Raw genomic sequence first — 23,461 nt, 5'->3', positions numbered from 1 at the left:
GGCCTCCTGCGACAATAAGGCCGCCTTGCGGGTATGTGATGATGTACGACCGGGAACTGACGGAACTTCAAAGCCTTATCGGCCAGTGGGCGACAACGGGACGGACCGATGTTACGGAATGGGGCGCCAACGAGGTGTTGACGATCCTTGCCGGACAGGCCGAATTCCGCGAAAAATTCGTGGCGCTGCTCCAGCAACGGCTGGGCGAGCCGATCCACTGAGCGATATCCGCGCCCCGCCCTGTCGGCGGGGCAAATCCTTTAAAGACACTGAAAAGACAATGCCGAACATTCTTCACCGCTGCGAAAAGGCGGGCCTTCGCATGACGGGTCATCGACGGCTCGTCGCCCAGATCATCGGCGAGGCAGCCGACCATCCCGATGTCGAGGAACTTCACCGCCGCGCGCACAGGCTGGACCCGAAAATCTCGCTGGCCACCGTCTATCGCGCCGTCCGGCTGTTCGAGGAGGCGGGCATTCTGGAAAAGCTCGACTTCGGCGATGGCCGTGCGCGGTACGAGGATGCGAACCGTGCCCATCATGACCATCTGATCGACCTGACGACCGGTCGTGTGATCGAGTTCGTCGATCCCGAGATCGAGGAATTGCAGCGCCGCATCGCGAACCGTCTTGGTTATAGCCTTGTGGGTCACCGGTTGGAACTGGTCGGCATTCCGGTCAAGAACTGACCCCGGGGGCGGCGATGGCGCGACCGGCAAGACCTGCGGGCAGCTCTGCCGGTTCTGTCACGATCAGCGGCTGGCAGCCGGGAAGCGCCTGATGCAGGGCACGCTCGACCGCGGCTGAAATGCGCGCCGCTTCGGCCAGAGGCATGGCAGGGGGCAGGCCAAGCCGGATTTCGGCAAAGCTGGCCCGTCCCGCCTGACGCGTCCGCAGCGAGACGAGTGTTGCTGCGCGTCCGCTCTCGGCTGTGACGATGGCGCGGATGCGGTCCTGCTGGTCTTCCGGCAAGGCCTCGTCGATCAGGCCGCGCCATGCCCCGTGCAGGACGGTCGATCCGCTCCGCATGATGTTGATCGCGACCAGCCCCGCGACCAGAGGGTCGAGCAGATGCAGTCCCGTCTGTGTCGCGCCCAGAACGCCGATGACGACCGCAGCCGAGAACAGGACGTCGGCCAGCAGATGCCGCCCGTCGGCCTGCAGCGCGGGTGACCCCAGCCGTCGGCCCTGTCGCAACAGCACCGTACACCAGACGGCGTTGATCGCACTTGCCAGAAGGGTCAGGCCAAGACCGGTTCCCGCCGCCGTGATGGGTTGCGGGTCCACCAGACCCCGTACCGCCTGCCAAAGGATCGTGACCCCCGCCGTCAGGATCAGCGCGCCGCCGAACAGCGCGCTTGTGAGTTCCGCCTTGTGGAAGCCATAGGGGTGGCGCGCATCCGGTGGTCGGGCGGCAAGACGGATCGACAGAAAGGCCACTGATGCGGAGGCAAGGTTCACCAGACTTTCCGTGCCGTCCGAGAAGAGCGCGACAGATCCGGTGATCCACCACGCCACCGTCTTGAGCGAAAGCACGGCAAGCGCGACAAGGATACTGGCTGCGGCGATCTTCTGGATGGGGGGCATCGGATCCGGCGGATGATATTCAGTTTCATTAATCCGCTTTCGGCGCGAAAATGAAGGAAAAAGCGCGGGTGCGGCGGATCAGGCCGCGGGAAGGCGGATCGTCACGCAAAGACCCTGCGCGGAATTCTCGAAACTGACCGACCCGCCCGCCGCCACGACCAGCTCGTCGGCGATGGACAGGCCAAGTCCGCTGCCGTTACCCGAGGTATCAAGCCGCTGCCCGCGCAGGCGCAGGCGGTCGATCTGGTCGGGCGGCAGTCCCGGGCCATCGTCGCGGACCATGACCAACGCCTCGCCCCCTTCGCGGCGGGCCGTGAGGTGGACGGTTCCCCTTGCATGGGCCGCGGCGTTTTCCACCAGTGCGCCCAGCGCCTCGGTCAGGTCGGCGGCGTCCATGCGTGCGTGCAGGCCTGCGGGCGGGTCGATCTGCCAGTCCAGCGTGGCGCCGCGGGGGGTGCGCCGGACGACGGCGGCAACCCCCTGCAGGCAGCGGGCGATATCGGCTGCGGAACCGGGTGTGGCGCCCGCCATGCTGGCGCGGGCAAGTTCACGCTCCACTTGCAGGTGGATCGAACGGACAACGGTTTCGATGCCACCGGCCTGCATGTGCAGGCCCTGTGTCCGCAATTGCGCGGCATCCCCCAAAAGCGCCTGCAGCGGTGTCTTCAGCCCGTGGGCAAGATCGGCCGCGCGTCGGCGCGAGCGTTCGATTTCGGTTGCGCGGTCGTCCAGCAGCGCATCGATCTGCCGCGCGAGCGGGCGCAGTTCCGCGGGAACCTCTGTCCCGATCCGGTCGACCCGTCCTTGTGCCAGCGCGGCCAAACGCTGCCCCAGCGTGGCAAGCGGGGCAAGGCCGACGCGGATCTGAACCGCCCCTGCGGCAAGGATAAGCAGACCCAGCGCGGCAAGCCACGGCAGCATCTCGTGCCGGAAGGCCTGTTCCGCCGCATCTATGCGCGCACGGTCCAGCGCTGTGATAATCCGCAGCGTCCTGTCGCCGGCCGGCGTGGGCCGGATGACACTGCGGTCGAGGGCCAGTAGGCGCGTGCCCTTCGGCCCGGCCAGCGTCAGCAGCACATCCGCGCCGGGCGAGGGGGCTTCGGGAAGCGTAAGGGTGAAGTCCCAAAGCGAGCGCGAGGCGAAATCCTGTCCGCCTGCCGTCACCAGCCAGTAGCGGCCGGAAAATGGCCTCTGATAGGCCGGATCGGCGGGGGGGCGTTCCAGCGTCAGGCTGCCGTCCCCTGCCGGTTCAACTGCGGCGACCAGATAGTCGGACAAATCCGACAGGTCCGCCGCGATGGCGCGTTCGGCGTGGCGGGTGAACAGGGTGGACAGCCCCATCTGGGCGGCGGCAAGCGTGAGGAGCAGAACGATGCCACCTGCCAGTGCCAGCCGCAGTTGGAGCGAGGCGCGCGTCATCCGGCCGCCTCAGGCGCCCGGGCCGAAGCAATAGCCGAAGCCTCGCCGCGTCTGGATCGCCTCTGCCCCCAGCTTGCGTCTCAGGCGGGTGATGATCGCCTCGATCGCGTTCGCCTCGCGCGCGTCATCTGTGCCGTAAAGATGGTCGACCAGTTCGTGGGGCGGAACGGTCCGGTCGCGGTTCAGCAGCAGATAGGCAAGCAGGCGGTACTCCAGCGGCGTCACCGCCACCGGCATTCCGTCGCGGCTGACGGTCATGCGGTTCAGATCCACGGCCAGCCCGCCCGAGCGGTGGACGGGCTGCACCTGCCCTGACGCGCGCCGGACAAGTGCGCGGGCACGTGCGGTCATCTCTTCGACCATGAAGGGTTTGGGCAGGTAGTCGTCCGCCCCCGCCTCGATCCCTTCGACCCGTTCGCTCCACGTGCCGCGGGCTGACAGGACAAGGACCGGAAACGCCCGCCCTTCGGCCCGCCAGCGCTTCAGCAGCGTCAAACCGTCAAGGCGCGGCAGACCGAGGTCAAGAATGACAAGATCGTAATCCTCGGTCCCGCCACGGAACCATGCCGTTTCGCCATCCGCCACGGCATCGGTCAGAAATCCGGCCGAGGTAAGCGCAGAGGAGACAAGTTCGGTGATCCGGGCATCGTCTTCGACAACGAGGGCGCGCATCAATCATCCACTTCAAATCTCAGGATACGCCCGGTGGCGGCATCCACCTTCACTTCCAGAACCCGCCCGTCGCGGCCCAAGAGTTCCAGATCATAGACCATCCGCCCGCGCTGACGGTCAAGTTCGGCGTCGATCATGCGGGCGTCATAGCGTCCCTCGATCCCCGAAAGGATTACCTCGAGCGGCAGGATCGCACCGGCAGATACGCCACTGCGCGCGCTGTGCCCGTCATCATCGCCGCGGTCATCGTTGTCGTCGTCATCGCGACCATCGGCGCTGTCATGTCCGCCATTATGGTCGTCGCCCCCGCCGTTGTCCCCGCCGCCGCTGTCGCCATCCTTGGCCGCGACCGGTGTCGCGACGGCGAGAAGCGCAAGAAGAAGGACGAGGGCCGGTCGGATCATGACGCATATCTAGCGCAACGCACCTGACAAGTCGCTGACAGAAGCGGTCAGGTGGCTGTCAGGCGGACTGTGCCAAAGCTGTGTCACTCCCCGAGGGGATTCAACAGCAAGTTCTGGAAAGGGTATCGATCATGAACGCAAACCAGCTCCGTCGCGCAGGACATATCTCGATGGCATTCGCCCTTGTCGCGGCGACTGTCGGCGCGCTGTCGCTGATGTCGGTGACAAGCACTGCCTATGGCAAGGAAGGTGCGGACGACTCATCGGGCGACGACCGTGGCGGTCGGGGTCGCGGCTCGGATGACGGCGCGGGCGACGATCATGGCCGTCGTCACGGTGGGCACGGCGCGGATGACGGGATCGCCCGCAGCGGCGAATCGGCCGTTCCGCTGGGACAGATCGCAGCCGACTGGGAGGCGCAGGGCTGGCACGTCCTGCAGATCGAGCGCGAGGACGGCACCTTGGTCGAGGTGGACGCGGTCGATCCCAAGGGCATCCGCTATGAAATGCTGGTCGATACCGCGACCAACAAGATCCTCAGCCAGCGTCTGGACGATTGAGACAGGCCGGAAAGGTCGGGCAGTGTGAAAAGGGGCAGGCGAAAGCCTGCCCCTTTTTCCGTTTCCACCTGCGATTTCGGGTCAGCCTTGCCCTTCGCCCCATGTTCCCGTGCAGCTTCCCTTTGCCGGAACAATCGGCAGGTCGGGAATGGCTGATGTGCCCGCGGGCAGGTCGCTTGTCAGCGGCGCGCCATCGCGCCCGCGCAGCGCGAACCATTTTGTAGGATGGTCGATATGGGTGAAGAACAGCAGCTTCTGGCGCACCTGTGACAGGGCGCGCGGGCGTCCGAAGGTGTCGCCGAAGACCCATGTCCGGTCGCTGGGGTCTGCGTAGAAGGCCAGCATGTGCAACTCGTCCGCGCCGCTGCGCGGGCTTTCGGTGATCAGAAGGCCAAGGCGGTCGGCGGGCATACCGGCGCAGACCGCCATTTGCGAGACGGTCACGCTGATATCGTCGCAATCGCCCGTGGCGCGTTTGCCCGCAAGGATGGTCGCGGCCAGCGGTGTCCACACATCCGCCCCCGGATCGTTTCTGAGGGCGACGCGCTGTTTCACGCGGCTGTCGATCTGCTTGAGCGTGTCCAGACCGGTCCCGCGCGGCCAGCCTCCGGCGTCATAGGCGTCCTGCATCGCCACGCAGCTATGGATCGGTCCAAAACTGCGCGCCATGATCGTTGCCTGCGGAACAGGCATTGCCAGCGGGGTACTGTCGGGCAGGGAATCTGCGGCGAAGGCCGCAGGGGCCGCCAGAAGTATGGCAGTCATCGCGGCTATGAACCGGCGCATCACGCAGTCCTTCCATTCGGCACGAGAGTAGCAATAGGTATTAAAATAGTATGGACCCCCTGCGGTAACAATCTAGACGTACGATTTAAATTTACATCCAAAGGGATGTTTTTTCCGGGCGCGCTGGCTGGGCCCGCCGTCGGCAATCGGGGATTGCAGGAAAAATCCTGATGCAATTCGGGGTGGCGCGGGCGCCTGAATTCGTGACTTTTCCTGCAATTTCGCACAGTCCGATTGATGCGGATCAAGTTTTGACCCATACTTCGGGATGAGTATCCCGTCCGCTGGGCAATCCATGCCCGCGAGACAGGACCCGATGTCGAACCTGCTCATATTCCCTGTACTGGGGCCCGTCCTTGTGGCCGTCGGGCTGTCCGGTCTTCCTGCGCCAGCCATTGCGCAGTTCCGTCTGCACGAAGAGGTGGCCGAGCTCTGCCATGCCCCGCCCGTAACCGCCGCGGAGCTGGACCTGTACCGCATTCGGGACGATTTCGATCTTCTGCTGATGGCCCTGTCCGACAGTTGCCCCGAAGTGGCGATGCTGTTTGCGACCTTTTCCGTCGGAAGCGTGGTGCACATGCTGCCGCGGACACCGCTTGACTTCACGCGCCACACGGAGCCCCACCATTTGCTGACGCTGGTTCACGCCCCGCAGTGATCCGTACCGTGACCGTCGGGGCTTGCCCGTGTCGCGCCTGCCGATCATGGTGCCGAAGGGAACAGCACAGGGGGGCGGTGCGATGATCGGATTACCTGCGAACGGGCTTTTCGTCGGGCGCGTCTGGCGCGAGGGGATCGGTCCGTCGCTCGTGACGGTGCGCGACGGGATCGTGGTGGACATAACCACCCCTGCCGCACCAACCATGCGTGATCTGCTAGAGCAGGCCGACATTCCGGCCTTTGTCGCCGCCATTGCGGGCGAGGACGTCGCGCCGCTGGACCGGATCGCGGCGGCGTCGGTCGAACCGCAGGGCGGAGGGACGCGGCTGCTTGCGCCGGTCGACCTGCAGGCGATCAAGGCCTGCGGCGTGACCTTTGCCCGCTCCATGATCGAGCGGGTGATCGAGGAACGCGCGGGCGGTGATCCGGCACGCGCCGATGCGATCCGGGCGCGTGTGGCGGGGGTGATCGGGGACAGCCTGCGGAACCTGATCCCCGGATCGGAAAAGGCCGCCGAGGTGAAGGCCCTGTTGCAGGCCGAGGGGCTGTGGTCCCAATATCTCGAGGTGGGTATCGGACCCGATGCCGAGGTCTTCACCAAGGCACCGCCGATGGCCGCCGTGGGATGGGGGGCGTCGGTCGGGCTGCACCCCGTCAGCCGCTGGAACAACCCCGAACCCGAGGTGGTGCTGGCCTGTGACAGTACGGGCCGGATCGTGGGTGCCACGCTGGGCAATGACGTCAACCTGCGGGATGTCGAGGGTCGCTCGGCCCTGCTTCTGGGCAAGGCCAAGGACAACAATGCCTCGGCCGCGATCGGTCCGTTCATCCGGCTCTTCGATGCGACCTTCACGCTGGACGATGTCCGCAGGCTGGAGCTGACCATGACCGTCACGGGCGAGGATGGTTTCCGTCTGGAAGGGCGTTCGTCGATGGCAGAAATCAGCCGCGACCCTGCCGATCTGGCGGCGCAGGCGCGCGGGCGGCATCACCAGTATCCCGACGGCTTCGTCCTTTACTGCGGGACGATGTTCGCCCCGGTGCAGGACCGCGACGGGCCGGGGCAGGGCTTCACCCACCATCTCGGGGATGTCGTCACCATCGCCACGCCGCAGCTTGGTGCGCTGGTCAACACGGTGCGCCTGTCGACCGAGGCGCCGGAATGGACCTTTGGCGCTGCCGCGCTGATGCGGAATCTGGCATCCCGCGCGCTTCTTTAGAGGTGTTGCACCCTGCCCGCCCTTGACCCGCAAGGGCACGAATGCCACATCGGCCCGAGGTCTGACCGGAGGAAACCATGCCCGTCTATCGTTCCCGCACCACCACCCATGGCCGCAACATGGCCGGCGCCCGGGGTCTGTGGCGCGCAACCGGCATGAAGGACGGCGATTTCGGCAAGCCGATCATCGCGATCGTCAACAGCTTTACTCAGTTCGTCCCCGGCCACGTGCACCTGAAGGACCTTGGCCAGCTTGTCGCGCGCGAGGTCGAGGCTGCGGGTGGCGTCGCAAAGGAGTTCAACACCATCGCCGTCGATGACGGCATCGCGATGGGGCATGACGGGATGCTCTATTCGCTGCCCAGCCGCGAGATCATCGCGGATTCGGTCGAATACATGGTCAATGCCCATTGCGCCGATGCGATGGTCTGCATTTCCAACTGCGACAAGATCACACCCGGCATGCTGATGGCCGCGATGCGGCTGAACATTCCGGCCGTCTTCGTGTCGGGCGGGCCGATGGAGGCCGGCAAGGCGCTGATCAAGGGCAAGGAACTTGCGCTTGATCTTGTCGATGCAATGGTCGTTGCGGCCGATGAAAGCTACACCGACGCCGAGGTCGAAGAGATCGAAAAGGCCGCCTGCCCGACCTGCGGGTCCTGCTCGGGGATGTTCACGGCCAATTCCATGAACTGCCTGACCGAGGCGCTGGGGCTTTCCCTGCCCGGCAACGGGTCGACCCTTGCCACCCATGCCGACCGCAAACGACTGTTCGTGGAAGCGGGGCATCTGATCGTGGACCTTGCCAAGCGGTATTACGAACAGAACGACGACAGCATCCTGCCGCGCAACGTGGCGAACAAGAAGGCCTTCGAGAACGCGATGGCGCTGGATATCGCCATGGGCGGGTCCACGAACACCATCCTGCACATTCTGGCCGCGGCGCATGAGGGCGGGGTCGACTTCGATCAGGACGACATCGACGTCCTGTCGCGCAAGGTGCCATGCCTGTGCAAGGTCGCGCCCGCCAAGCAGGATGTGCATATGGAGGACGTCCACCGCGCGGGCGGGATCATGGCGATCCTCGGCCAGCTCGACAATGCGGGGCTGCTGCACCGCGATTGCGTGACGGTCCATTCGCCCACCATGGGCGCCGCGCTGGACCATTGGGACATCAGCCGCACCAACCACGAGAATGTCCGCCATTTCTTCAAGGCCGCACCGGGCAATGTGCGGTCGGCCACCGCATTCTCGCAGGACAAGCGCTATGCCGAACTGGATCTCGACCGCGAAAAGGGCGTGATCCGCTCGGCCGAACATGCCTTTACCAAAGAGGGCGGTCTGGCGGTGCTCAAGGGCAATATCGCGCTGGATGGCTGCATCGTCAAAACCGCGGGCGTGGACGAGTCGATCTTCGTCTTCTCCGGCCCCGCCAAGGTCTATGAATCCCAGAACGACGCCGTCGCCGGCATCCTGAACAACGAGGTGAAGGCGGGCGATGTGGTGGTGATCCGCTACGAAGGGCCGAAGGGCGGGCCGGGGATGCAGGAGATGCTCTATCCGACCAGCTATCTGAAATCGAAAGGGCTGGGCAAGGTCTGCGCCCTGTTGACCGACGGTCGCTTCTCGGGCGGCACCTCGGGCCTGTCCATCGGCCATGCCTCGCCCGAGGCGGCATCCGGTGGCGCGATCGGTCTGGTGCGCGAGGGCGACATGATCGACATCGACATCCCCAACCGCACCATCACCCTGCGGATTTCGGATGCGGAACTGGCGGCACGCCGCGCGGAACAGGACAAGCTGGGCTGGAAGCCTGCCAAGCCGCGTCCCCGCAAGGTGACGACCGCACTCAAGGCCTATGCGCTTTTCGCGGCTTCGGCCGACAAGGGTGCCGTGCGGGTGCTGCCCGAAGGGGCGTGATCGGCCTGACCATCGCGGGTCGGTGACGGAGCGGGCGATGCCCGCTCCGTTTCCGTTTCAACCGCCCGTGTCGGAGACAGCGCGCAGGACCGTCGCCTGCGGGACAGATTCCTTGCGGGAGGGGGCCAAGGATGCATCCATCATGACCGAAACCGTTTCGGCCCGCACAACCCTGACGGGCATCCTTCTGGCACTGGGCGGCAGCATGATGCTGTCGGTCAACGATCTGGCAATCAAGTTCCTGTCGGGGGACTATGCGCTGCATCAGGTCATCCTGATCCGCGCGGGGATCGGCATGGCCTTCCTGTTCGGGCTGATGCATTTCTCGGGCACGGGGTTCCGGCAGGTGCTGACGCGACGGGGCAAGGATCACCTGATCCGCGTGGGCTTTGTCATGGTGTCCAACGTCACCTATTTCCTCGGCCTTGCCGCGCTGCCTTTGGCGGATGCGGTGGCGATCGCCTTCATCTCGCCCCTGCTCGTGACGCTGTTGTCGGTGCTGGTGCTGGGCGAGGCGGTGGGGCCGCGCCGCTGGGCCGCGGTGGTGGTGGGGATGGTGGGCGTGGTCGTCATGCTGCGGCCGGGGGCGGGGGTGATCCAGCCTGCGGCGGTGCTCGTGCTGATCTCGGCTTTCTGTTACGCCTCCAGCCACATGATGACGCGGCGGATGAAGGATACGGAAAGCGCGGTGGCGCTGTCCTTCTATGTGCAATGCGGGTTCATCGTGGTGTCGTCCTGCATGGGCCTTGTGGTGGGGGACGGGCATCTGTCGGGGTCATCCGATGCCTCGCTGGCCTTCCTGTTCCGGACATGGGTCTGGCCGCCGGTGCAGGATTGGCCTTGGTTCCTTGCGACGGGGCTGTCGGTGGCGATCGGGGGGCTGATGGTGAGCCAGGCCTACCGGCTGCTGGAGGCGGCGCTGGTGGCGCCGTTCGAATATGCGTCGATGCCGCTGGCGATCTTCTGGGGGGTGGTGGTGTTCGGGACATGGCCGGACCTGACGGCGGCGGCGGGGATTGCGCTGATCTGCGGGGCGGGCCTTTATACGCTGTGGCGCGAGACGGTCAGGCGGAAGAAGGATGTGACGGGTGATCCCAGAGGCAGTGATCTTTGACATCGGCAATGTGCTGACGCGCTGGCAGCCGGAGGCGTTCTATGACCGCGTGATCGGGGAGGAGCGGCGGCGGGCGCTGTTTGCCGCCGTGGACCTGCACCATATGAACGATCTGGTGGACGAGGGCGCGCTGTTCCGCGAGACGATCTATGACTGGGCGGAGCGGCATCCCGGCTGGGGGCCGGAGATCCGCATGTGGTATGACCGCTGGATCGAGCTGGCCAGTCCCCGGATCGAGGGGTCGATCCGCTTGCAGCGCGCGCTGCGGGCCAAGGGGGTGCCGGTCTTTGCCCTGACCAATTTCGGGCGGTATTCCTTCGAGGAAGCGGTGCCGAAGATGGACTTCCTGATGGACTTCGACCGGCTTTACGTGTCGGGGCGGATGGGGGTCATCAAGCCCGATCCGCGCATCTACGAGATGGTGGAGCAGGACTGCGGTATCGCGCCCGACCGTCTGCTGTTTACCGATGACCGCGCGGACAATATCACGGCGGCGGCGCGGCGCGGCTGGCGGACGCACCAGTTCGAAAGCTGGGAAGGCTGGGCAAGGCGGCTGGTGGCCGAGGGGTTGCTGACCAACAAGGAGGCGGGACTGTGAGCGTGGAATTCGTGCCTTTCGAGGCGGAGCGGCTGTTGACATGGGGCGGGCTCATGGCGGCGCTGGAGGCGGGGCACCGGCTGCCGCAGCCCGATATCAAGGACCTGTTCTGCTATCGGGGCAGCGATACCATCCTTGACCGCGCGACATGGATCGACGGGCTGGGCGCGCTGGTGAAGGTGGCGACGGTGGTGCCGGGCAATGTGGCGCGCGGGCTGCCGACGATCCACGGGTCGGTCACGCTTTATGACGATGTGACGGGCGAATTGTCGGGGCTGGTGGATTTCCATCTGGTCACAAAATGGAAGACGGCAGGGGACAGCCTGTTTGCCGCCAGCCGTCTCGCGCGCAGGGATGCGCGGCGCTTCCTGCTGGTCGGGGCGGGCAAGGTGGCGCAGTCGATGGTCGACGCATACCGGTCGGTCTGGCCGGAGGCCGAGTTCACGGTCTGGAGCCGCTCGCGCGCCAGTGCCGAGGCGATGGGACTGCCTGTGGCGGAGGATCTGGAGGCAGCGGTCAGGGCGGCGGATGTGATCTGCACCGCCACCATGGCGACCGAGCCGCTGATCCGTGGCGACTGGCTGCAACCCGGACAGCATCTGGACCTGATCGGGGCCTACAAGCCCGGGATGCGCGAGGTGGACGATTCCGCCATGCGCCGCGCGCGGGTTTTCGTCGATGCGCGGGCGACGACGTTGCACCATATCGGCGAGCTGATCGAGCCGCTGAAATCCGGCGCCATCACCGAGGCGGATATCGTGGCGGATTACTGGGACGATCCCGCCCGCTTTGTCCGGCGGTCGGCGGAGGAGATCACCATTGCCAAGAATGGCGGCGGGGCGCATCTGGACCTGATGACGGCGATGTATATCCAGAAGGAATGGCGCGCGCGCTGACCTTACTGCGCGGTGCGGATGCCCGGAAAGATGCCGCGAACCCAGTCAAGCTGGGTCGAGATGCGGCTGAAGCCCGATACGGACCCATAGACCGCATCGTCGCCCCATGTGTTGGTGGCGGCGATGGCCCAGCCTTCGGCGGTTTCGATCCACGCCGCCCCGCCACTGTCACCGCTGCCAAGGATACCTTCCAGCGCGTCCACGGGCCCTTCGTCCCCCGTGACGCTGCTGCTGCCTTCCTCGTCATCCAGATCGACGATCAGGTTGTTCTCGCCATAGTCCCCGTCAACCTCGTCAACGATATTGCGGGCTGCGGCGGGCGTTTCCCCCTCGAAATCGTAGAACGCGTCCGCTTCGCCCGCGGAACCGATCCCGCGCGAGCCGTAGCCCGTGATCGTTAGCACACGACCCAACTCGTCCTCTCCGGCATAAAGCGGTGGCTGCTCTCCCGCATCGGTGACGGGACCATCGAGCACGACGATGGCAAGGTCATAGCCGGAGGTGTCATCGCTGTCGGGATCGTAGAAGGGGTGGATGTGGACCTCGATCCCCTCATAGGCCGTCCCCTCGCGCGACCAGTAAAGCCAGGTTCCGGCACCTTCCCCCGTGCCGAAGTTGTGCGCGGCGGTCAGCACATAGCCGTACTCTTGGTCATTGCCGATCCATGTCCCGGATCCACCATAACTTTCGCCGTCATGCAGACCGAAGATCGCCATGAACTGCGGTTCGGCGGCGAGGGCGACATGGGCGTCGAAACCTTCCGCCTCCTGCCCTTCACCTCCGCCGTTCTGCTGCCATATGCTGTCGAGGATCACAACGGCATGGGACGGCTGCAACGGGGCCAGAAGGCCGACGGAAAACAGGCAGGTGTAAAGCAGACGCATGGCAACCCGGACAACATCACTGTCCCGACATTATGGGTGGCTTCATGCCGCGTCAAACAGGGGGTTTTCGGGAAATGGTCGGAGCGAGAGGATTCGAACCTCCGACCCCCTGCTCCCGAAGCAGGTGCGCTACCAGGCTGCGCTACGCTCCGACCGTGGGGGGTGGGTTACAGTCCCGCGCGGGCATTTGCAAGGGGGATGGACGGGATTTGCCGTACGGATTTGCGACCGGTCAATCCTGCCGTTCGGGAATTCCCATCCTCTGCATCATCACGCTGACCCGAGGGGTGGAGCCGGTTTCCGGCCGGCTTTTGGTCGACAGCACGGGGCGATTGCCCGACACGCTGGGCGTGCCTTCGCGCAGGACGATGTAGATACCGGACGCGATGATGATCGCGCTGCCGATGGCGGTGCCCAGATCGATCGATTCGTCAAAGAAAAGCGTGCCGAACACCGCGGCCCACAGGATTTGCGAATACTGCATCGGCGCGACGATCACCGCGGGGGCCGTGCGATAGGCCTTGATCACCAGAAGCCCCGCGATGAAGGAAAACAGGGCGATGATACACATCAGCCCGAGATGGGACACCGGCATGGGCACATAGACGAAGGGCAGCGCCGCGCCCATCGCCAGCACGTTGGCCAGCATGGGATAAAGCATCAAGACCGCCGACCGTTCGTTTCCGCCGATCTTGCGGACGATGACCGAAGTCAGCGCCCCCGTCACTGCCGCGGACAGCGCCGCAAGATGGCCAAGGCCAAGCTCCGCCTCGCCCGGACGCAGGACGACGAGCACACCAAGCAACCCCACCACCACCGCAAGCCCGCGCCGCGCACCCACCCTTTCGCCCAGCAGCGGAATCGCCATAAGCGTGATGAGCAACGGCATGGCGAAGAAGATCGCATAGGCCTGCGCCATGGGCAGCCGCGAAAAGGCGAAGAAGCCTGCAACACCCGTCAGGACGGCCGAAACCGCGCGGGCCAGACTCCACCACGGATGGCGCGGGACAAGGTTCTCGTCCCGCCGGTCGCCCAGCAGCATCACCGTGACAAGCGGAAAGGACAGCAGCCCCGAAAAGAAGATGATCTGGACGGCCGAATAGCTGCTGCCCAGATACTTCACCACGACGTCATGCGTGGCATAGATGCCGAAAGCGGCCAGCGACAGGACGGCGCCCTGGATGTTGTTGCTTGAAACGGTCATCGGTCGGGCTTTCGGCAGCCGGTGGGAGCGCTAACCTAATGGACCGGACTGCAAGCCCGCGCAAGGTGGGGTTGCGCGGCATTGCAGCGGAAACGGGGCGGGACGGGCAAAACTGCCCATCCCGCAGCAATGTCAGAGCGAGGCGTCGAGTGCGGCGAGGATCGCGTCGCCCATCTGGCTGGTCGAGACGGGCTTGCCGCCTTCGGGGCCCATCAGATCGGCAGTGCGGACGCCGTCTGCCAGCACCTTTTCCACGGCCTTTTCGACGCGGGTCGCATCATCGCCCATGTCGAAGCTGTAGCGCAGCGCCATGGCGAAGCTCAGGATGCAGGCGATCGGGTTGGCCTTGCCCTGACCCGCGATGTCGGGGGCCGAGCCGTGCACGGGTTCATAAAGCGCCTTGGGACGCCCGTTCGCCATCGGCGCCCCGAGCGAGGCCGAGGGCAGCATGCCCAGCGAGCCGGTCAGCATCGCCGCCGCATCCGACAGCAGGTCGCCGAACAGGTTGTCGGTCACGATGACGTCGAATTGCTTGGGCCAGCGGCACAGCTGCATCGCGCCCGCATCGGCATACATGTGCGAAAGCTGGACGTCGGGATATTCCTTGTCATGCACTTCCTGCACGACCTGACGCCACAGGATGCCGGATTCCATGACGTTGGCCTTCTCCATCGAGCAGACCTTGTTGTTGCGGCGGCGGGCCAGTTCGAAGGCCGACCGCGCGACACGGGCGATTTCGGATTCCGTGTAGCGCTGGGTGTTGATGCCGACGCGTTCATTGCCTTCGGTGAAGATGCCGCGCGGCTCGCCGAAATAGACGCCCGAGGTCAGTTCGCGGACGATGACGATGTCGAGGCCCGCCACGACTTCTTTCTTCAGCGACGAGAAGTCTGCCAGCGCGTCGAAGCACTGGGCGGGGCGCAGGTTGGAGTAGAGGTCCATCTCCTTGCGCAGGCGCAGCAGGCCGCGCTCCGGCTTCACCGAGAAGTCGAGAATGTCGTATTGCGGGCCGCCCACGGCACCCAGAAGGACCGCGTCCACCTCCTGCGCCTTGGCCATCGTGTCGTCATGCAGCGGCGTGCCGTGCTTGTCATAGGCGCAGCCGCCGACAAGGTCTTCGGTCACGTCGAAGGTCACGCCGCGTTTCGCGCCGAACCAGCCGATGATCTTTTTCACCTCGGCCATGACTTCGGGACCGATGCCGTCACCGGCGAGGATGAGAAGGGAGGGATTGGCCACGGGGACGCTCCTGCAAGCAGTATAAGGGTTGCGGCGTGGCCTAGCGGCTTGGCCCTTGCTGGTCAAGCGGGCTGGGGCGCCCAGGCCTGCGGCGCAAAAGAGGTAGGTGGCTTGTCGCAGGGGAAACCGTGGTCTAGCTCTGGCTTTCGGGGGTGAATGGTAGCCTGCGGTTGGTGTTGTGCGGGAAGACATATTCGAAGAGCGCATTTATCGTCCGGACAGAAAGTCCCGCGCGGTCCGTCTTTGCCTGATCGGTGCGGCAATCGATTTTGCCGGACTGGACGAAGCCTTGATCGTTCTGCGCCATCGCTATGTGCTGGCGCATTATTTCGGCTTTCTGGTCGTCGCGAATCTGGCCATCTATATGCTGGACCTGACCGAAGCGCCGGTCGATGTGCTGCTGCCTGCAACGGTGCTGGGCCTTACGGGTCTTGTCCTGTCGCTTCTGGCCTATATCGCCGTGGCCGCGCGGATCGTGGGGCGCATCGCACCCGGACGCAGGGTCTGGATGACGCCTGGCATCATGATGTCAAGCTGCGTCATGGTCTGGGTCGCGCACGAGGTGCAGAGCGCCGTGCTGCCCGCCCATCATCACGGCGCCATCCCGCTGTATTTCTGGCTCACGGTTTTCGTGATCGCCGAAGTCTGCGCTGTCGTGATCTTCCGCGGTCCTGTGCCGCGTGCACTGTCACGGCTTCGGCAGGGGATCGTTCTGACTGCACCCCTGCCGGATGCGGATGGCGGGACAGACGGGGCGCTTGTGGCAGAACCGGCAGAGGCCCGTCCTGACGGCGAAGAGCTGCGCGCGGGCAGCCTTCGGATCACACCCGAACAGGTCGAGCGTCTGGAGGCGAGCGGCAACTATGTCGTCGTCCACCTTGCCACGGGGCGCCATCTGGTCGCCGGTCCCTTTGGCGACGTCAGCGCGCGCATGCCGTCACGGCTTGGGCTGCGGGTGCACAGGTCGCATTGGGTCGCGCGCAGGGTGATCGGACGACTGGTGCGGTCGGGTCGGGATATGTGGATCGTCCTTGCCTGCGGAACAAGGGTTCCGGTCGGGACAAGCCTGCAGGACGGTGTGCAGGATTGGCTCGGCCGGTCGGGCATTGGCGTCGAGCGGGTTCCGCCCTCCAAGGGGGGGCGATGATGACGGCGTCGCCGGAACGGCCTGTCGCGGTGGTCCTGCTCTCGGGGGACACCTTCCATTTCGCGCGGGGCGAATTGCTGCGCGTCATGACGCACCGTTATGTGCTGCCTCATTACCTTCTGATCGTGGCATTCGTCACCCTGCTGGACAACCGTCTGGCGGTGGTTCGGCTGTCGGTTCCGGATCGGTTGCAGATCGGCCTTGCCGGTTCCCTCAGCGCGTTATGCGCCATTGCCCTCGCCCTTGTGCTGATCGAACGGTTCAGCTTGCGCACGGGCGGGGTCCGCATCCATGCGACCCATATCCTTCTGGCGGCCACCCTGACCGGCGTGCCTGTCGGGAATTTCGTCTCGATCCTGAAATCTGCCGGTGAAGAGATCACCCTTGGCCGCACCCTCGTTCTTTGGGCCTTCTACTATGTGGTGGCCGAGATCGTGGCCCACCTCATGCTCTACTTCGTCTTTCCCCGCGCCTTGCGGGACATGCGGAAGCGAAACCCGAAGTCCGAACCCGACGAGCCCGAGCCGTCAGGCAGTGACCGGGACGACTTCGTCCAGATCGGGGCGCACAGGATCGCTGCCTGCGAGTTGCGGCGCATCACGGCCGAGGGAAATTACGTGATCGTCGAAACCGCCAGCGAAAGGCGCTTTCTTCCCGGACCTTTCGGAAAACTGGTCGATACGCTGCCCGAACGGCATGGTCTGCGCGTGGGGCGGTCCGACTGGGTGTCGCGTGCGGCTGTTGTCGCCGTGCGCGACAACGGGCGGGACCTTGTCCTTCTCTTGCAGAGCGGTGCCGAGATCGCGGTTGCACGGGCGCGGCGGCGTCCGGTGGAAAGCTGGCTTCGCGCTGCGGGTTTGCTGGACTAGCTTTGCGGTCGCAGATCGACCCAGACGGGGTAGTGATGCGAGGTGGCGGCCAGATCGGCGGCAAGCGCAGACCCCGCGGGGGGCCACAGCACCCCCGCACCGGTCACCACCAGATCGGCCGAGGGCAGGACATAATCCAGCCTCAGCCCCCCGAGATCGTCGTAAATGGCCGTGTCCAGCGCCGGATCGCCCAGATGTTCCGGTTCCCGGCGTCCGTGTGATCCGGCGGGCGCGGGATCCTGAAGCGCGGGATGCGCAAGCAGCGCCTGCAGTGCGGCGGGTCTGCCTTCCCCGTCCATCGGGTCAAGATTGGCGTCGCCCAAAAGGACGAAGGGCGGTGGCGGGGCGGGCAGGCCAAGGCTGCCGGAAAGAAGATGCAGCCAGAATGCGGCCTCGTCATGGTTGCGCCGACCGTTTCGATCCTCTGGCCCGTCAAAGGCCGGTGGCGTGGCGTGCCAGACAAGAAGCGCAAGCGATGTCTCGCCCCAGTTGACCGGAACGATCACGTGACTGTGCGACGACAGGCGCTGGATTTCGGACAGCTGCGCGGGTGTTCCCGCAGGCATCAGGCTGTCGGGCAGGTCGCGCCAGAGAAAGGCCGAATGGTCTGTCACCGCCTCCACCCGCAGTGGCAGGCGCGACAGGATGACCGTCCCCCCCGATCCGGGAAACCGGCCCCAGCCCTGTGCATCCTGCGCCTCGCCGCTGCGCCCGTCGCCATCTGCATCCAGTCCGGTTGGCACACCCGCATTGCCGCGTGGTTGGAAGCGATGCGGATAGGCCAGACCCGCGCGCGCCAGACGGTCGGCAAAGGCCGACAGGGCCACCCCGCGGGCGTCGGCATCGAAGCCGGTCAGGACAAGGATGTCGGCATCCAGCCGGCCCAGCACCCGGACCGCCGCCGCCACCTGCGGATCGCGCCCGCCCGTGATGTCGCGCAGCAGCAGGCCCGGCCCGTCGCGTTCCAGCCCGATGTTCCATGTCGCGACGCGCAAAGCCTCGTCTGCGGCACAGGGCGCGCCGAGGCACAGCGCGGCAAGGCAGGCAATCAGGCGGCGAGCGCGTCGGAATGTTCGGTTTCGCTGGCACGGATCTTGGCGCGCACCATCTGCGCGATCCGGCCAAGGGCGATACCGCGCATCATCAGGCTTGCCGGAAGAAAGGACCATGCCGCAACCACCCAGATCATCACATGCGGGGCGGTCAACGACTGGGGATCGATCCCGCCCAGTGTAAAGCGCACCACCACAGGCATCAGGAATGGCAGCATAAACCCTAACGCGATGTTAATGCGCGCGTCGCGATCCAGCCGCGCGACGATATCCGACCCGCTGGTCGGGTCGAAGGTGGGCAGGTTGACCCAGACATTGAAACTGCGCCGCGGATTGGGCCAGCCGCGCAGCAGCGCCCAGAAGATGATCAGCCCGACGAGGCAGATCAGATAGGCGATCCCCGCCGAGGAGCGCAGCGTGGACAGCTCGGCCTCGGTCGCCGAGGGGGACAGCATGTCGACGACCAGCCGCACGGGGCTGAAGGGCATGTCCATCGCGCGCCCGACCAGATAGCCCACCGCCTCGACCAGCTGGCTGAAATTCGACGGGTCGGTGCGGCCCCGCTCGATCAGCGACAGCGCAAGGATGGTCACAAGGATCAGGCCGAAGCGGATGCGGTTGAAGGGCGGCGCGTCGCGGAATTCGATCAGGCCCGGCGCGCTGGCAGTGTATTCGGCATAGGTCAGGAAGGCGGCAAAGAGCGCGACAAGCGCGACGGTCTGCTGCGCTTCGGGTGGCAGGCCGGGAACGACCGCCGCAGGCAGGACGACAAGCCCCGCGATCAGCAGGGCACGCATTATCGCACCGGGTACCCGTTGGACCACTGCACCGTTTCCTTCCGACCGCCCCGCCGCCGGTTTGCCCGACGTGCCGGATACGGTGTATTTCCGCGCATTGTGGCGGACTGCCTCAATCTTGCCCAATTTGTGCCTACTTTCGGCGAAGCTGACAACACCTGTTCGTAGGTATGCGGGTCATTGGGGCCATTTCACGGACAATGTGTCGCGCGATTGCATCAAGATTGCGGAAAGAAAAGGGCCGCCCCGAGGGCGGCCCAAGATGTTGTGGTATTTGGCTTTTCTGCCACCAGTGCCGACAGGCCGGCGCGGCGGCCGGCGTCACGCCCAGGGGCGCAGGGTGGCGTTCTTCGCCTCGAAGCTGTCGATCGCGGCGGCCTTTTCCAGCGTCAGGCCGATATCGTCCAGACCGTTCAGCAGGCAGTGCTTGCGGTGGGGGTCCACCTCGAAGCTGAAGGTCTGCCCGTCCGAGGTGGTGACGGTCTGGCTGGGCAGATCGACGGTGACGCGGGCATTGGCGCCCTTTTTCGCATCGGCCATCAGGATGTCGACCTGTTCCTGCGGCAGCACGATCGGCAGGATGCCGTTCTTGAAGCAGTTGTTGAAGAAGATGTCGGCAAAGCTGGTGGAGATCACGCAGCGGATGCCGAAATCCAGAAGCGCCCAAGGGGCGTGTTCGCGCGACGAGCCGCAGCCGAAATTGTCACCGGCGACGATGATCTCCGCCTTGCGATAGGCGGGCTGGTTCAACACGAAATCGGGGATTTCCTGCCCGTCCTGGGTATAGCGCATCTCGTCGAACAGGTTTTTCCCGAGGCCCGACCGCTGGATCGTCTTCAGGAACTGTTTCGGGATGATCATGTCGGTGTCGATGTTGACCAGCGGCATGGGGGCCGCGATGCCGGTCAGGGTGGTGAATTTGTCCATTTGTCCTGTTCCTTACACCGTCTCGCCCATCATCTCGCGCACATCGGTCAGATGACCGGTGATCGCGGCGGCGGCTGCCATCGCGGGCGAGAGAAGGTGGGTGCGGCCACCACGGCCTTGGCGGCCTTCGAAGTTGCGGTTGGAGGTCGCGGCGCAGCGTTCGCCGGGGGAAAGCTGGTCGGGGTTCATGGCAAGGCACATGGAGCAGCCCGCCAGACGCCATTCGAAGCCTGCGTCGATGAAGATCTGCGCCAGACCTTCCTCTTCTGCTTGCGCGCGGACGAGGCCCGAGCCGGGGACGACCATGGCGCGCATGCCGTCCTTGATCTTCTTGCCCTTCAGGATCGCCGCGGCGGCGCGGAGGTCTTCGATCCGGCCATTGGTGCAAGAGCCGATGAAGACCGTGTCGATCTTGATGTCGGTCAGCTTCATGCCGGGGGTCAGGCCCATGTATTCGAGCGAGCGCTTGGCCGCCTCGACCTTGCCGCCGGTGAAATCCTCGGGCGCAGGGACGACGCCGGTGATGGGCAGCACATCCTCGGGCGATGTGCCCCAGGTCACGACGGGGGCGATGTCTTCGCCTTTGATCGTGACGACCTTGTCGAAATGCGCGCCTTCATCGGTGAAGAGGGTTTTCCAATAGGCGAGTGCGGCTTCCCACTTGGCACCCTTGGGCGCGTGGGGGCGGCCCTGCACATAGGCGAAGGTCTTTTCATCGGGGGCAATCAACCCCGCGCGGGCGCCGCCTTCGATGGCCATGTTGCAGACGGTCATGCGGCCTTCCATCGACAGCTCGCGGATCGCCTGACCGCAATATTCGATGACGTAACCCGTGCCGCCCGCCGTGCCGGTCGCGCCGATGACGGACAGGGTGATGTCCTTGGCCGTGACGCCGGGGCGGAGCGAGCCGGTGATTTCAACCTTCATGTTCTTGGATTTCTTCTGGATCAGCGTCTGGGTGGCCAGAACGTGTTCCACTTCGGACGTGCCGATCCCGTGGGCCAGCGCGCCGAAGGCGCCGTGGGTGGCAGTATGGCTGTCACCGCAGACGACGGTCATGCCCGGCAGCGTCCAGCCCTGTTCGGGGCCGACGATGTGGACGATGCCCTGACGGATGTCGGACACGGGATAGTAGTTGATCCCGAAATCCTTGGCGTTCTTGTCCAGCGCTTCGACCTGAATCCGCGATTCCTCGTTGTCGATGTGCTTGTCGCGGCCTGCGGTCGTGGGGACGTTGTGGTCCGGCACGGCGATGGTCTTTTCCGGCGCACGGACCTTGCGGCCCGTCATGCGCAGCCCTTCGAAGGCTTGCGGCGAGGTCACTTCGTGGACGAGGTGGCGGTCGATATAGAGCAGGCAGGTGCCGTCTTCGGCCTGATGGACGACGTGGTCATCCCAGATCTTGTCATAGAGGGTGCGCGGAGCGGTCATGGCTCATCTCTTTCGGATATGGCTGTGATTGTGGCGCAGGGCGCCGGGGACGCGGGCAGGCGTCAGATAAGTCGTGCGAGGACGGACCGGCTTTCGCGGGTGAAGCGCCAGGGCAGGCGGGCGTGATCGGCCATGTCGAAGAAGCGGGTCATGGGGCGCTAGATACGCTCGAATCCCCTTTGAGGCAAGCTAGGTTGAAGGGTTGTGATGGCGGAGGGGACGGATGCGCTGGATCGGGGTCGTGATGGCGGGGATCGGTGCGGATCGGGCGGAGGCCGAGGGGATGACGCGGCGGGGATACGAGATGCCGCCCTATGCGGTGCAGGGGGTGGAGGGCGCGCGGGAGGTGCGCGATTACAGGCCGCGCGTGGTGGCGGAGGTGACGGTGCGGGGGGATCGGCGGGCCGCGGTGAATACGGGGTTCGGGCTGCTGGCGGGGTATATCTTCGGCGGCAGTGACGGGGGCGGGAAGATCGCCATGACGGTGCCGGTGGAGCAGCAAAATCAAGGGCATGGCCTTTGGGTGGTGCGCTTTACCATGCCTGCCGCCGCGGTGGCGGCAGGGTTGCCCACGCCGCGGGACGGGCGGATCGTGCTGCGCGAAGCGCCTGCGGCGCGGATGGTGGTGGAGGGGTTTTCGGGGATGCCCGAGGGCGAGGACATGGCGGCGCGGGCAGCGGGGTTGAAGGCGTGGGCGGAGGGGCGGGGTCTGCAGGTCGTGGGTGGTCCGGTCTATGCTTTCTACGATGCGCCATGGACGCCTGCGGCGGCGCGGTTGAACGAGGTGGCGTGGGAGGTACGGTGAGGGGCAAGAAATTTCTGGCGAAATTTCTTGGGGCGATCCTTCTGGCGAAGGATCGGTGCCATTTGAGTCCGGAGCGCGGGATGTCGCGGGCGGGGTTCTTTCGCAGAAAGAACGGGGCCACGCGTTTTGCCCAGAAAACGCGTGTTGCCCTTGCGCTTTGTCCCGCCCACCTGTATCGCGCGCGCTTCGCGTGCCGTTGAGATACGGGGCGCGCGATGTTACCTTGTGGGGTAAGCCCCGCGCCGGGGCGGGGCGGCGCGCAACTTCTGGAGGACGATGTCCTGTCCCATTCTGACCCAACGACCGGGCTGCCGGTCGGGCCGAGGGCACCGCGCATGAGCGATGCCGCCACGGCAACTGCGCCCAGCTATACGTCCGAAGAGATTCTGGCTGCCGTCCTGAAATCCGTCGATGACGACAAGGCCGAGGATATCGTGCAGATCGACCTGCGCGGGCGGTCGGATGTGGCCGATTACATGGTCATCTGTTCCGGCCGGTCGTCGCGGCAGGTCGCGGCGATTTCCGAAAAGTTGGTGGACCGGCTGAAGCAGGAGTTCCGCGTGTCGTCCAAGATGGAAGGCAAGGAAACCGGCGACTGGGTGCTGATCGACACGGGCGACGTGATCGTCCATGTCTTCCGCCCCGAGGTGCGCGAGTTCTATCAGCTTGAAAAGATGTGGCTTCCGGGAAGCGCCCATCGCGGGGCCTGAGGGCCGTGCGGGTGCATCTATGTGCCGTGGGCCGGATGCGGGCGGGCCCCGAGCGTGAGCTGATCGACGATTACGTGACGCGGTTCGACCGGACGGGGCGGGCGCTGGGCCTTGGCCCTTTGAGCGAGCACGAGGTCGAGGATCGCAAGGGCGGCGGGATGGAGGCGGAGGCGGAGTTGCTGTCGCGGGCCATTCCTGCGGGTGCCCTGCTGGTGACGCTGGACGAGCGGGGGAGGGTCATGTCCTCGCCCGAGTTTGCCGCCGAGATGGCGCGGTGGCGGGATGGCGGGCGGCAGGATGTGGCCTTCGTCATCGGCGGGGCGGACGGGATTGCGCCGTCGCTGCGGGCAAAGGCGGATTTTTCGATCAGTTTCGGGCGGATGGTCTGGCCGCATATGCTGGTGCGGGTGATGCTGGCCGAGCAGCTGTACCGCGCGGCGACGATTCTGGCGGGGGGGCCCTATCACCGCGTCTGACGGGGTGGCCAAGGGGTTGGGAACGCTGGATTTACGGTCGCCTCCGGCAAGATCGGGCCGTGCCGCGGGCTGTGCAGACGGTTGTG

27 protein-coding genes and 1 tRNA gene are annotated in these 23,461 nt (G+C 65.4%); 14 read left to right on the top strand and 14 right to left on the bottom strand.

The window, feature by feature from the left end:
* Positions 1-38: 38 nt before the first annotated feature.
* Positions 39-221: a hypothetical protein gene (locus GU927_RS07365; protein WP_161761707.1), complete on the top strand. Its 183-nt coding sequence runs from the start codon at positions 39-41 to the stop codon at positions 219-221.
* Between the two features lie 59 nt (positions 222-280).
* Positions 281-688: a Fur family transcriptional regulator gene (locus GU927_RS07360; protein WP_161761706.1), complete on the top strand. Its 408-nt coding sequence runs from the start codon at positions 281-283 to the stop codon at positions 686-688.
* On the opposite strand, the gene GU927_RS07355 is transcribed toward GU927_RS07360, so the two are convergent.
* The 4 genes from GU927_RS07355 to GU927_RS07340 all read right to left on the bottom strand — a co-directional run bounded on the left by GU927_RS07355 (position 678) and on the right by GU927_RS07340 (position 4,081).
* On the bottom strand, positions 678-1,586 hold the full coding sequence (locus tag GU927_RS07355; protein WP_161761705.1) for a cation diffusion facilitator family transporter: 909 nt from the start codon (positions 1,584-1,586) through the stop codon (positions 678-680). The two genes, GU927_RS07360 and GU927_RS07355, sit on opposite strands and share 11 nt — an antisense overlap.
* 78 nt (positions 1,587-1,664) lie before the next feature.
* The gene (locus tag GU927_RS07350) at positions 1,665-3,005 is read right to left on the bottom strand and encodes a sensor histidine kinase (protein WP_161761704.1); all 1,341 of its coding nucleotides are present in this window, start codon (positions 3,003-3,005) and stop codon (positions 1,665-1,667) included.
* A 9-nt stretch (positions 3,006-3,014) separates the two neighbouring features.
* Complete coding sequence (locus GU927_RS07345) at positions 3,015-3,677, bottom strand: response regulator transcription factor (RefSeq protein ID WP_161761703.1); 663 nt, start codon at positions 3,675-3,677, stop codon at positions 3,015-3,017.
* The gene (locus GU927_RS07340; protein ID WP_161761702.1) at positions 3,677-4,081 is read right to left on the bottom strand and encodes a PepSY domain-containing protein; all 405 of its coding nucleotides are present in this window, start codon (positions 4,079-4,081) and stop codon (positions 3,677-3,679) included. Before GU927_RS07340 ends, GU927_RS07345 begins: the two co-directional genes overlap by 1 nt.
* 170 nt (positions 4,082-4,251) lie before the next feature.
* Between GU927_RS07340 and GU927_RS07335 the strand changes: the two genes are divergently transcribed.
* Positions 4,252-4,641 carry a PepSY domain-containing protein gene (locus GU927_RS07335; protein ID WP_161761701.1) on the top strand — a complete coding sequence of 130 codons (390 nt, stop codon included), beginning with the start codon at positions 4,252-4,254 and terminating at the stop codon, positions 4,639-4,641.
* 81 nt (positions 4,642-4,722) lie between these two features.
* Here the strand turns inward: GU927_RS07335 and GU927_RS07330 are convergent, their stop codons facing one another.
* Positions 4,723-5,427: a hypothetical protein gene (locus GU927_RS07330; RefSeq protein ID WP_161761700.1), complete on the bottom strand. Its 705-nt coding sequence runs from the start codon at positions 5,425-5,427 to the stop codon at positions 4,723-4,725.
* Between the two features lie 316 nt (positions 5,428-5,743).
* On the opposite strand from GU927_RS07330, the gene GU927_RS07325 reads away from it, so the two are divergent.
* The 6 genes from GU927_RS07325 (at position 5,744) to GU927_RS07300 (ending at position 11,834) form a co-directional block, all read left to right on the top strand.
* Positions 5,744-6,085 (top strand): hypothetical protein, encoded by a 342-nt coding sequence (locus GU927_RS07325; RefSeq protein WP_161761699.1) that lies wholly within the window; start codon positions 5,744-5,746, stop codon positions 6,083-6,085.
* Between the two features lie 82 nt (positions 6,086-6,167).
* Positions 6,168-7,307, top strand: a complete 1,140-nt coding sequence (locus GU927_RS07320) for a fumarylacetoacetate hydrolase family protein (protein WP_161761698.1) — start codon at positions 6,168-6,170, stop codon at positions 7,305-7,307.
* A gap of 77 nt (positions 7,308-7,384) precedes the next feature.
* A complete protein-coding gene (gene ilvD, locus GU927_RS07315) occupies positions 7,385-9,226 on the top strand; it encodes a dihydroxy-acid dehydratase (protein ID WP_161761697.1) in 1,842 nt (613 codons plus the stop codon).
* A gap of 142 nt (positions 9,227-9,368) precedes the next feature.
* On the top strand, positions 9,369-10,340 hold the full coding sequence (locus GU927_RS07310) for a DMT family transporter (RefSeq protein WP_161761696.1): 972 nt from the start codon (positions 9,369-9,371) through the stop codon (positions 10,338-10,340).
* Entirely contained in the window at positions 10,315-10,938 is a 624-nt protein-coding gene (locus GU927_RS07305; RefSeq protein WP_161761695.1) for an HAD family hydrolase, read from the top strand. Before GU927_RS07310 ends, GU927_RS07305 begins: the two co-directional genes overlap by 26 nt.
* Entirely contained in the window at positions 10,935-11,834 is a 900-nt protein-coding gene (locus GU927_RS07300) for an ornithine cyclodeaminase family protein (RefSeq protein WP_161761694.1), read from the top strand. The genes GU927_RS07305 and GU927_RS07300 overlap by 4 nt, the downstream gene beginning before the upstream one ends.
* A 2-nt stretch (positions 11,835-11,836) precedes the next feature.
* On the opposite strand, the gene GU927_RS07295 is transcribed toward GU927_RS07300, so the two are convergent.
* From GU927_RS07295 to GU927_RS07275, 5 genes are all read right to left on the bottom strand, one after another.
* A complete protein-coding gene (locus GU927_RS07295; RefSeq protein ID WP_161761693.1) occupies positions 11,837-12,718 on the bottom strand; it encodes a trypsin-like serine protease in 882 nt (293 codons plus the stop codon).
* Positions 12,719-12,793: 75 nt separating this feature from the next.
* Positions 12,794-12,870 (bottom strand) — tRNA-Pro (locus GU927_RS07290).
* A gap of 80 nt (positions 12,871-12,950) precedes the next feature.
* Positions 12,951-13,922 carry a DMT family transporter gene (locus GU927_RS07285; RefSeq protein ID WP_161761692.1) on the bottom strand — a complete coding sequence of 324 codons (972 nt, stop codon included), beginning with the start codon at positions 13,920-13,922 and terminating at the stop codon, positions 12,951-12,953.
* 132 nt (positions 13,923-14,054) lie between these two features.
* Positions 14,055-15,161: a 3-isopropylmalate dehydrogenase gene (gene leuB / locus GU927_RS07280; protein ID WP_161761691.1), complete on the bottom strand. Its 1,107-nt coding sequence runs from the start codon at positions 15,159-15,161 to the stop codon at positions 14,055-14,057.
* 133 nt (positions 15,162-15,294) lie between these two features.
* Positions 15,295-15,468, bottom strand: coding sequence for a hypothetical protein (locus tag GU927_RS07275; protein ID WP_161761690.1), 174 nt, complete (start codon positions 15,466-15,468; stop codon positions 15,295-15,297).
* Here GU927_RS07275 and GU927_RS07270 point away from each other — a divergent pair.
* Together GU927_RS07270 and GU927_RS07265 are read left to right on the top strand one after the other, a co-directional pair.
* A complete protein-coding gene (locus GU927_RS07270) occupies positions 15,451-16,308 on the top strand; it encodes a LytTR family DNA-binding domain-containing protein (protein ID WP_161761689.1) in 858 nt (285 codons plus the stop codon). The genes GU927_RS07275 and GU927_RS07270 overlap by 18 nt on opposite strands.
* Entirely contained in the window at positions 16,305-17,177 is an 873-nt protein-coding gene (locus GU927_RS07265; RefSeq protein WP_217765554.1) for a LytTR family DNA-binding domain-containing protein, read from the top strand. Before GU927_RS07270 ends, GU927_RS07265 begins: the two co-directional genes overlap by 4 nt.
* On the opposite strand, the gene GU927_RS07260 is transcribed toward GU927_RS07265, so the two are convergent.
* From GU927_RS07260 to leuC, 4 genes are all read right to left on the bottom strand, one after another.
* Positions 17,174-18,172, bottom strand: a complete 999-nt coding sequence (locus tag GU927_RS07260; RefSeq protein ID WP_217765561.1) for an endonuclease/exonuclease/phosphatase family protein — start codon at positions 18,170-18,172, stop codon at positions 17,174-17,176. The two genes, GU927_RS07265 and GU927_RS07260, sit on opposite strands and share 4 nt — an antisense overlap.
* A 53-nt stretch (positions 18,173-18,225) precedes the next feature.
* On the bottom strand, positions 18,226-19,026 hold the full coding sequence (locus GU927_RS07255; RefSeq protein ID WP_217765553.1) for a hypothetical protein: 801 nt from the start codon (positions 19,024-19,026) through the stop codon (positions 18,226-18,228).
* Positions 19,027-19,347: 321 nt separating this feature from the next.
* Complete coding sequence (gene leuD, locus GU927_RS07250) at positions 19,348-19,953, bottom strand: 3-isopropylmalate dehydratase small subunit (RefSeq protein WP_161761685.1); 606 nt, start codon at positions 19,951-19,953, stop codon at positions 19,348-19,350.
* Positions 19,954-19,965: 12 nt separating this feature from the next.
* Positions 19,966-21,384, bottom strand: a complete 1,419-nt coding sequence (gene leuC / locus GU927_RS07245; protein WP_161761684.1) for a 3-isopropylmalate dehydratase large subunit — start codon at positions 21,382-21,384, stop codon at positions 19,966-19,968.
* Positions 21,385-21,607: 223 nt separating this feature from the next.
* On the opposite strand from leuC, the gene GU927_RS07240 reads away from it, so the two are divergent.
* From GU927_RS07240 to rlmH, 3 genes are all read left to right on the top strand, one after another.
* The gene (locus GU927_RS07240) at positions 21,608-22,189 is read left to right on the top strand and encodes an SOUL family heme-binding protein (protein ID WP_161761683.1); all 582 of its coding nucleotides are present in this window, start codon (positions 21,608-21,610) and stop codon (positions 22,187-22,189) included.
* A gap of 335 nt (positions 22,190-22,524) precedes the next feature.
* Positions 22,525-22,899, top strand: a complete 375-nt coding sequence (gene rsfS / locus GU927_RS07235; protein WP_161761682.1) for a ribosome silencing factor — start codon at positions 22,525-22,527, stop codon at positions 22,897-22,899.
* A 5-nt stretch (positions 22,900-22,904) separates the two neighbouring features.
* The gene (rlmH, locus tag GU927_RS07230) at positions 22,905-23,375 is read left to right on the top strand and encodes a 23S rRNA (pseudouridine(1915)-N(3))-methyltransferase RlmH (protein WP_161761681.1); all 471 of its coding nucleotides are present in this window, start codon (positions 22,905-22,907) and stop codon (positions 23,373-23,375) included.
* The last annotated feature ends 86 nt before the right edge of the window (positions 23,376-23,461 follow it).

Origin of the sequence: Paragemmobacter amnigenus (assembly GCF_009908265.2) — a bacterium.
Lineage (GTDB): Bacteria > Pseudomonadota > Alphaproteobacteria > Rhodobacterales > Rhodobacteraceae > Paragemmobacter > Paragemmobacter amnigenus.
Note: the sequence above shows the minus strand (reverse complement) of the source record. Positions and strands in the feature narration are given on the sequence as shown.

Bases quoted from the DNA above. Each gene is read 5' to 3' on its own strand.
- leuC (WP_161761684.1), bottom strand. From the start codon at position 21,384: ATGACCGCTCCGCGCACCCTCTATGACAAGATCTGGGATGACCACGTC.
- GU927_RS07255 (WP_217765553.1), bottom strand. From the start codon at position 19,026: ATGCGTGCCCTGCTGATCGCGGGGCTTGTCGTCCTGCCTGCGGCGGTC.
- leuD (WP_161761685.1), bottom strand. From the start codon at position 19,953: ATGGACAAATTCACCACCCTGACCGGCATCGCGGCCCCCATGCCGCTG.
- GU927_RS07265 (WP_217765554.1), top strand. From the start codon at position 16,305: ATGATGACGGCGTCGCCGGAACGGCCTGTCGCGGTGGTCCTGCTCTCG.
- GU927_RS07335 (WP_161761701.1), top strand. From the start codon at position 4,252: ATGGCATTCGCCCTTGTCGCGGCGACTGTCGGCGCGCTGTCGCTGATG.
- GU927_RS07310 (WP_161761696.1), top strand. From the start codon at position 9,369: ATGACCGAAACCGTTTCGGCCCGCACAACCCTGACGGGCATCCTTCTG.
- rsfS (WP_161761682.1), top strand. From the start codon at position 22,525: ATGAGCGATGCCGCCACGGCAACTGCGCCCAGCTATACGTCCGAAGAG.
- GU927_RS07285 (WP_161761692.1), bottom strand. From the start codon at position 13,922: ATGACCGTTTCAAGCAACAACATCCAGGGCGCCGTCCTGTCGCTGGCC.
- GU927_RS07350 (WP_161761704.1), bottom strand. From the start codon at position 3,005: ATGACGCGCGCCTCGCTCCAACTGCGGCTGGCACTGGCAGGTGGCATC.
- GU927_RS07330 (WP_161761700.1), bottom strand. From the start codon at position 5,427: ATGCGCCGGTTCATAGCCGCGATGACTGCCATACTTCTGGCGGCCCCT.
- GU927_RS07295 (WP_161761693.1), bottom strand. From the start codon at position 12,718: ATGCGTCTGCTTTACACCTGCCTGTTTTCCGTCGGCCTTCTGGCCCCG.
- GU927_RS07240 (WP_161761683.1), top strand. From the start codon at position 21,608: ATGCGCTGGATCGGGGTCGTGATGGCGGGGATCGGTGCGGATCGGGCG.
- GU927_RS07365 (WP_161761707.1), top strand. From the start codon at position 39: ATGATGTACGACCGGGAACTGACGGAACTTCAAAGCCTTATCGGCCAG.
- GU927_RS07275 (WP_161761690.1), bottom strand. From the start codon at position 15,468: ATGGCGCAGAACGATCAAGGCTTCGTCCAGTCCGGCAAAATCGATTGC.
- GU927_RS07325 (WP_161761699.1), top strand. From the start codon at position 5,744: ATGTCGAACCTGCTCATATTCCCTGTACTGGGGCCCGTCCTTGTGGCC.
- GU927_RS07320 (WP_161761698.1), top strand. From the start codon at position 6,168: ATGATCGGATTACCTGCGAACGGGCTTTTCGTCGGGCGCGTCTGGCGC.
- GU927_RS07345 (WP_161761703.1), bottom strand. From the start codon at position 3,677: ATGCGCGCCCTCGTTGTCGAAGACGATGCCCGGATCACCGAACTTGTC.
- GU927_RS07340 (WP_161761702.1), bottom strand. From the start codon at position 4,081: ATGATCCGACCGGCCCTCGTCCTTCTTCTTGCGCTTCTCGCCGTCGCG.
- ilvD (WP_161761697.1), top strand. From the start codon at position 7,385: ATGCCCGTCTATCGTTCCCGCACCACCACCCATGGCCGCAACATGGCC.
- GU927_RS07360 (WP_161761706.1), top strand. From the start codon at position 281: ATGCCGAACATTCTTCACCGCTGCGAAAAGGCGGGCCTTCGCATGACG.
- GU927_RS07355 (WP_161761705.1), bottom strand. From the start codon at position 1,586: ATGCCCCCCATCCAGAAGATCGCCGCAGCCAGTATCCTTGTCGCGCTT.